The organism is Comamonas sp. SCN 65-56, assembly GCF_001724135.1.
Lineage (GTDB): Bacteria > Pseudomonadota > Gammaproteobacteria > Burkholderiales > Burkholderiaceae_C > Comamonas_C.
Map to the genome: position 1 here is coordinate 1 of NZ_MEDS01000051.1, position 5,690 is coordinate 5,690.

General features: G+C 65.4%; 6 protein-coding genes and 1 pseudogene. 4 read left to right on the forward strand and 3 right to left on the reverse strand.

Features of this window, described 5'->3' with window-relative positions; all coding sequences use genetic code 11:
• Positions 1 to 82: 82 nt before the first annotated feature.
• The 3 genes and pseudogenes from ABS45_RS17565 to ABS45_RS17575 all read left to right on the forward strand — a co-directional run bounded on the left by ABS45_RS17565 (position 83) and on the right by ABS45_RS17575 (position 3,338).
• A pseudogene (locus ABS45_RS17565) lies at positions 83 to 950 on the forward strand (DUF932 domain-containing protein).
• A 79-nt stretch (positions 951 to 1,029) separates the two neighbouring features.
• On the forward strand, positions 1,030 to 3,066 hold the full coding sequence (locus ABS45_RS17570) for a ParB N-terminal domain-containing protein (protein WP_291558288.1): 2,037 nt from the start codon (positions 1,030 to 1,032) through the stop codon (positions 3,064 to 3,066).
• A gap of 62 nt (positions 3,067 to 3,128) precedes the next feature.
• Entirely contained in the window at positions 3,129 to 3,338 is a 210-nt protein-coding gene (locus ABS45_RS17575) for a hypothetical protein (RefSeq protein WP_094098081.1), read from the forward strand.
• Between the two features lie 209 nt (positions 3,339 to 3,547).
• Here ABS45_RS17575 and ABS45_RS17580 read toward each other — a convergent pair whose 3' ends face one another.
• The 3 genes from ABS45_RS17580 to ABS45_RS17590 are packed head-to-tail and all read right to left on the reverse strand — an operon-like array spanning position 3,548 to position 4,408.
• Positions 3,548 to 3,775, reverse strand: coding sequence for a GDCCVxC domain-containing (seleno)protein (locus tag ABS45_RS17580; RefSeq protein ID WP_080773470.1), 228 nt, complete (start codon positions 3,773 to 3,775; stop codon positions 3,548 to 3,550).
• On the reverse strand, positions 3,772 to 4,050 hold the full coding sequence (gene merP / locus ABS45_RS17585; RefSeq protein WP_041111072.1) for a mercury resistance system periplasmic binding protein MerP: 279 nt from the start codon (positions 4,048 to 4,050) through the stop codon (positions 3,772 to 3,774). The genes ABS45_RS17580 and merP overlap by 4 nt, the downstream gene beginning before the upstream one ends.
• Positions 4,051 to 4,060: 10 nt before the next feature.
• Positions 4,061 to 4,408: a mercuric transporter MerT family protein gene (locus ABS45_RS17590; RefSeq protein ID WP_041111070.1), complete on the reverse strand. Its 348-nt coding sequence runs from the start codon at positions 4,406 to 4,408 to the stop codon at positions 4,061 to 4,063.
• 74 nt (positions 4,409 to 4,482) lie between these two features.
• Between ABS45_RS17590 and merR the strand changes: the two genes are divergently transcribed.
• Complete coding sequence (merR, locus tag ABS45_RS17595; protein WP_041111068.1) at positions 4,483 to 4,878, forward strand: Hg(II)-responsive transcriptional regulator; 396 nt, start codon at positions 4,483 to 4,485, stop codon at positions 4,876 to 4,878.
• Positions 4,879 to 5,690 lie beyond the last annotated feature (812 nt).

Consider the following 5,690-nt stretch of genomic DNA (forward strand, 5'->3'; position numbering starts at 1 on the left):
GAACAGCCGAAAGGCTGGGCTCCGAATCTAGGAATCCGGTGTGCGGTTTGAACAGCAAACCCTTTTCGTCAGGAGAAAGACCATGCAACTCGCATCCCGTTTCGCTTCCCATTCCCCAGCACTGCGCAGCGACTACCCGCTGTCCGATGACCAGATTCGCAGGGTGGCCCCGTCCATCTTCGCGGATGCCCCGCATGAGAGCCGTTCCGAGCGGTACAGCTACATCCCCACCGCCACGGTGCTGACCGAGCTTCGCAAGGAGGGGTTTCAACCCTTTATGGTGACGCAGACCCGCGTGCGCGATGAAGGCCGCCGCGAGCACACCAAACACATGATTCGCCTGCGCCACGCCAGCCAGATCAACGGCGCGGAAGCCAATGAAATCGTGTTGCTGAACTCGCACGACGGCACCAGCAGCTATCAGATGCTGGCCGGGATGTTCCGGTTCGTGTGCAGCAATGGCCTTGTGTGTGGCGACACCGTGGCGGACGTGCGCGTACCCCACAAAGGCGACGTGGCCGGGCACGTCATCGAAGGCGCTTTCGAGGTGTTGAGCGGCTTCGAGCGGGTGAAGGAATCCCGTGACCTGATGCGCAGCATCACGCTGGACGAAGGCGAGGCCGAAGTGTTCGCCCGCGCTGCGCTGTCGCTCAAGTACGACGACCCCGACAAGCCCGCACCCATCACCGAATCGCAAATCCTGATGCCGCGCCGGTTCGACGACCGCCGCCCGGACTTGTGGAATGCCGCGCCGGTTCGACGACCGCCGCCCGGACTTGTGGAGCGTGTTCAACCGCACGCAGGAGAACCTGACCAAAGGCGGATTGCATGGCCGCAGCGCCAACGGACGCCGCCAACGTACCCGCCCCGTGCAGGGCATTGATTCCGATGTGCGCCTCAATCGCGCCCTCTGGATGCTGGCCGATGGCCTGCGCCAGTTGAAAGCCTGAATCCCCACGCGGCAGGGGCAGGCAGCAGCCCTTGCCGCTTCTTTCATCGCTGCATTCCTAACCGCAAGGAGTTTTCACCATGAACGCCATCACCCAAACCGAAGCCCGCGCCATCCAAGCCCCCGCGCTGGAAGCCGCCGACCCGACCAAGAACCTGATTCTGGTTCCACTGTCGCGGCTGGTGCTGCGTCCCACGGGCCGCAACGTGCGCAAGACCCCGCGCATGTCCATTCCCGAACTGGCCGCATCCATCCAGCGCGTGGGCCTGCTGCAAAACCTGATCGTGATCGCATCCGCCGATGGCGAGCATTACGAAGTCGTGGCCGGTGGCCGCAGGCTGGCCGCCTTGAAGCTGCTGGCGAAGAAGCATCGCATCAGCAAGGAATGGGAAGTGCCTTGCCTGCTGGTGGCCGATGGCACCGCACGCACGGCCAGCCTCACCGAGAACGTGCAGCGGGAGGCCATGCACCCGGCAGACCAGTTTGAAGCCTTCGCGGCGCTGGTGGCCGAAGGACGGCCCATTGAGGACATTGCGGCGGATTTTTCCGTCACGCCGTTGGTGGTGCAGCGCCGCTTGAAGCTGGCGAATGTCTCCCCGCGCCTAATGGCCGACTATCGCGCCGATGCCGTGAGCCTTGACCAGTTGATGGCCCTTGCCATCACTGACGACCACACTGCGCAGGAAGCGGCGTTCTACGATGCCCCGCAATGGCAGCGCCACCCCTCGCACTTGCGCGAACGCCTGACCGAACGGGAAATCGACGCCTACCGGCATCCGCTGGTGCGCTTCGTCGGGCTGGACAGCTACGAAGCCGCAGGCGGCGGCATCCGCCGTGACCTGTTCGCGGAAGGTGACGCGGGCGTGTATCTGACCGATGCCGCGTTGCTGGAACGGCTGGCGCAAGACCGGCTGGCAGGCATTGCCGCCAATGTTCGCGCCGAAGGTTGGGCATGGGTGGATGCCACGCCGGGAATGGCCCATTCCGACCTGCACGCCTTCCAGCGTGCGCCCAGGGAGCGACGCGAGCCAATCAAGCGCGAGGCCCAACGTATCGAGAAGCTGCAAGCCAAGCTGCACGAACTGGCCGAAGCCGTGGATGCCGCGCTGGACGCCGAGGACGAGGACAAGGCCGACGCGCTGCAAGAGGAAGGCGAAGCCGTGGGCGAGCAATTGCAGGCGCTGGAAGATGGCTTGCAGGACTACAGTCCGAACGTGAAGGCCGCAGCCGGGGCTATCGTCACCATCGACCGCAACGGCGAAACCGTGATTCATCGCGGTTTGATGCGTGAGGCCGAAGCCAAGGCGCTGCGCACGCTGGAACGCTTGCGGCAGGGTTTCGGCGGCGAAGGCGAAGCCGGAAACGACGACGAAGGCGAGGACGACGAACAGCCCAAGATCGCCGCCATGTCTGACCGGCTGGCGCAGCGGTTGAGCGCCCACCGCACCGCCGCGCTGCAAATCGAAGTCGCCCGGCACCCGCAAGCCGCGCTGGCTGCCGTGGTGCATGGCATGGTGCAGACCATCTTGCAGGGCAGCCACTACGGCCACGACCTGCCGCTGGGCGTGAGCTTGAAAGTGCAAGACCGGCTGGAAGGCATGGCCCCGGACTGGCCGGAATCGCCCGCCGCCGTGGCACTGCGCGAACTGCAACAGGTGGCGGGCGAAGCCTTGCCGGAGGACAGCGCCGAACTGTTCGCCGCGCTGCTGGCGAAGCCGCAAGACGAACTGGTGCGGCTGCTGGCCGTATGCGTGGCTTCCACGGTGGACGTGGTGACGCCCCGCGCCACGGTGCAGCAACCCGGTGAGGAATTGGCGCAGGCCGTGGGCCTCGACATGGCCGCATGGTGGCAGCCGACCGCAGAAGGCTACTTCAAGCACGTTCCGAAAGCGGCGGTTCTGCAAGCCGTGGGCGAGTTCGCGCCGGAACACGTTACCCGGCTGGCGAAGTTGAAGAAGGCCGACATTGCCAGCGAAGCCGAGCGGCTGGCCGACGGCACGGGGTGGATGCCTACCATCTTCAAGCGCGAAGGACCGAAGGAGGAAGGCCCGGAGCATGACGCACCGGAGGATGCCGAAGCAATGGCGGATGAACCCACCGAGGTGCTGGCCGCTTGATCCGTGTCGAAGAAAAGCGCCCCGGCCTCGACCGGGGCGCTTCGCTGGAAAGAGAAGCTCCCATGACCCGCACCACCACCAGCCGCCCGCGCATGGCGACGGTCTATGCGCCTGGCACGGTACGCGCCCGCCAGTGGCACGGCGATGGCGACGTGCGCGGCTACCGTCCGCCCTCGGGTTGGACGGCCCGCGCCGACATCACCGACATTCACCCCATCACGGGCCGCGCCTTAGCGCGCGCCGTATGGTGGATCATCGAGACGAAGGAATAACCGCGATCAACACCGCGCCCAGGCCATTCCGTCCTGGGTGCGGTGAAAGCCAAATCCGGGCGCGGCAGTGGCCGCGCCCGGTGTCAAAGGCCAACAACCGATTCAGAACGCCGCCGCCTTCGCAGTGGCTCAGGCGGCGGCGTTGAAATGCGCGAGCGGCCTGCCCACGCAGCGCGCCAGTCAGGTTGCTGGCGTATGGCTGGCGTCCGTCATGTGCTGCAACTGGAGCACCCCCGCAGCATTTGCACAGGCGGGCACTTGACCGATCCGTAGGAGCAGAACACGCAGCAGTCTCCCGCCTTCGGCCGTAGCAACGCCTTGCACTGTTCGCACTCGTAGAAGAACTGGCAGGCATCGGTCGGCATGGTCTCGTGCCGGGCATGGCCGCAGTGCGGGCAGGTCAGCACCGACTCCAGTGTGGGCGTGCCGGTTGTCATTTGCGCAGCGTCGAAGGGTAGCCCGCGTCGGTGGTCGCCTTCACGAGCGTCGAGACTTGGGCCTGATCTGCGTCGAAGGTGACGATCGCCGTCTTCTTGGCGAAGTCGATCCTGACCTGGCTGACGCCAGGCACTCTCTCCAGCGATTTCTTCACCGTGACCGGGCACAGCTCGCAGGTCATGTTCTGCACATGGAGCGTGGTCGTCTGCGGCGTTGCGGCCAAGGCAGCGAACGGCGACAGCGCGACGAGCAGCGATGCGACTGATTTGTGCATGAGAGTTCCTTCAGAGAAACAAGGGTGCCAGCCAAGGCACCGACAACAAGGCGAGAAGCACCAGCGCGACGACCCAGAAGATCAGCCGCTGGCGCTTGAGAACGCTCGATTGGGCGCAGGCGGCGCCGGGCTCGCAGGCCGGTTGTTGAAAGTACAGACGGCTGAACGCCAGACCCACGAACAGAAACGTTACCGCAATAAACCAGGGCCGCAGCGGCTCCAGCGCAGTGAGGCTGGCGATCCAGGCACCACCGATGCCCATCATCAGCAGCACCAACGGCACCACACAGCACACCGAGGCGCCGATGGCAGCCAGTGTTCCGGCGACGAGCGAGTTCTTGAAGTTGAAGGTGGGCATGGGCGTGTACGAACGTCTTCGACACTTGCCACTTTAAACTCCGTACCATGCTACGGAGTCAAGGGGTTTGAGCCATGAGCGAGCTGACGATAGGGGGCCTGGCAGACGAGGCCGGCGTCAACGTCGAGACCATCCGCTACTATCAGCGGCGCGGGCTGATGCCGGAGCCGGACAAGCCGGCCCACGGGTATCGCCGCTACGATGCCACCACGGTCAAGCGCGTGCGCTTCATCAAGCGGGCGCAGGCATTGGGCTTCACGCTGGAAGAGATCGGCGGCCTGCTCCAACTCGACGAGGCCCATGCCTGTGCCGAAACGCGCGAACTGGCCTCGCACAAGCTGGCGGCAATCGAAACCAAGCTGGCCGACCTGGCGGCGATGCGCAAGGCGCTCACGACACTGCTGTGCCAGTGCGATGCGGGCGCGATGAAGGGCAACTGTCCCATCATCCACGCACTGGGAGCAGACTGACGCCTGCGGAGATTCGATTTCCACGCGATTACCTCTGCTGTCACTCTGCGTTCGGCCCTTTGCGGGGCGTCCAGAATGACTTGCGCGTGTCGGCGCGGTGCGCCACCGGGCTTTGCGGGCTGCGCCCCGTGCCGCCTTTGCCGTCACGGCCATTCGGCTTCAATCCCTCACGCCTTCGCGCCTGCGGCGCTGCGCGCTTCGCTTGCCTCCAGGAGAAAGCCCTGCGGGCTATCCCCGCCGCGCGCAGCTTGGCACCCCTCGATGCGGCCGAACCGGCTACGCCGGATCGGCCCGGCCAGCACCCCGCCGCAATGGACGGGGCGCTGGCGAACACGCTGAGACTTGCTGCGGCAGGTTGTGCAGATGCGTGCCGTCCTCAACGCTGGCAGCTCCTGCTCACCACGTCACGAAGGGCGGTTCACGGACAACCCGTCCGGCATCGCTATGGAGCTTCCACACCACGCCTCAAAACCGGCGCCGCTAGGTGCGGCGGGGGCGTTCTCGCCAGTCGTCGAGCGGTTGACGTGGCCCGCGTCAGCGGGCGAATCGGCGAAGCCTTCATGCGGGGATGCCGAGCCGGCCACATCTCCTTTCGGAGCGGTTCGGCCCAAGGCGTCCTTGTCTCGTTGTGAATCCTGGTGGTGGCACGGCTGCGCCTCGGGCTTCATGGCTGCCACCGTGCGGCGAAAACAATTTCCCCTCTGCTGCGCAGATTCCTCGCGGGACAAATTCTTTTCGCCTCCCGGCTCTCCACTGCGTTGCGACCGCAAGCGGTGCAGCCAGCCCGTCCCCCGCCGGCCGGATCACAACAA

Excerpts from the sequence above, each read along its gene's own strand:
- ABS45_RS17570 (WP_291558288.1), top strand. The coding sequence starts at position 1,030 with ATGAACGCCATCACCCAAACCGAAGCCCGCGCCATCCAAGCCCCCGCG.
- ABS45_RS17575 (WP_094098081.1), top strand. The coding sequence starts at position 3,129 with ATGACCCGCACCACCACCAGCCGCCCGCGCATGGCGACGGTCTATGCG.
- ABS45_RS17580 (WP_080773470.1), bottom strand. The coding sequence starts at position 3,775 with ATGACAACCGGCACGCCCACACTGGAGTCGGTGCTGACCTGCCCGCAC.
- merP (WP_041111072.1), bottom strand. The coding sequence starts at position 4,050 with ATGCACAAATCAGTCGCATCGCTGCTCGTCGCGCTGTCGCCGTTCGCT.
- ABS45_RS17590 (WP_041111070.1), bottom strand. The coding sequence starts at position 4,408 with ATGCCCACCTTCAACTTCAAGAACTCGCTCGTCGCCGGAACACTGGCT.
- merR (WP_041111068.1), top strand. The coding sequence starts at position 4,483 with ATGAGCGAGCTGACGATAGGGGGCCTGGCAGACGAGGCCGGCGTCAAC.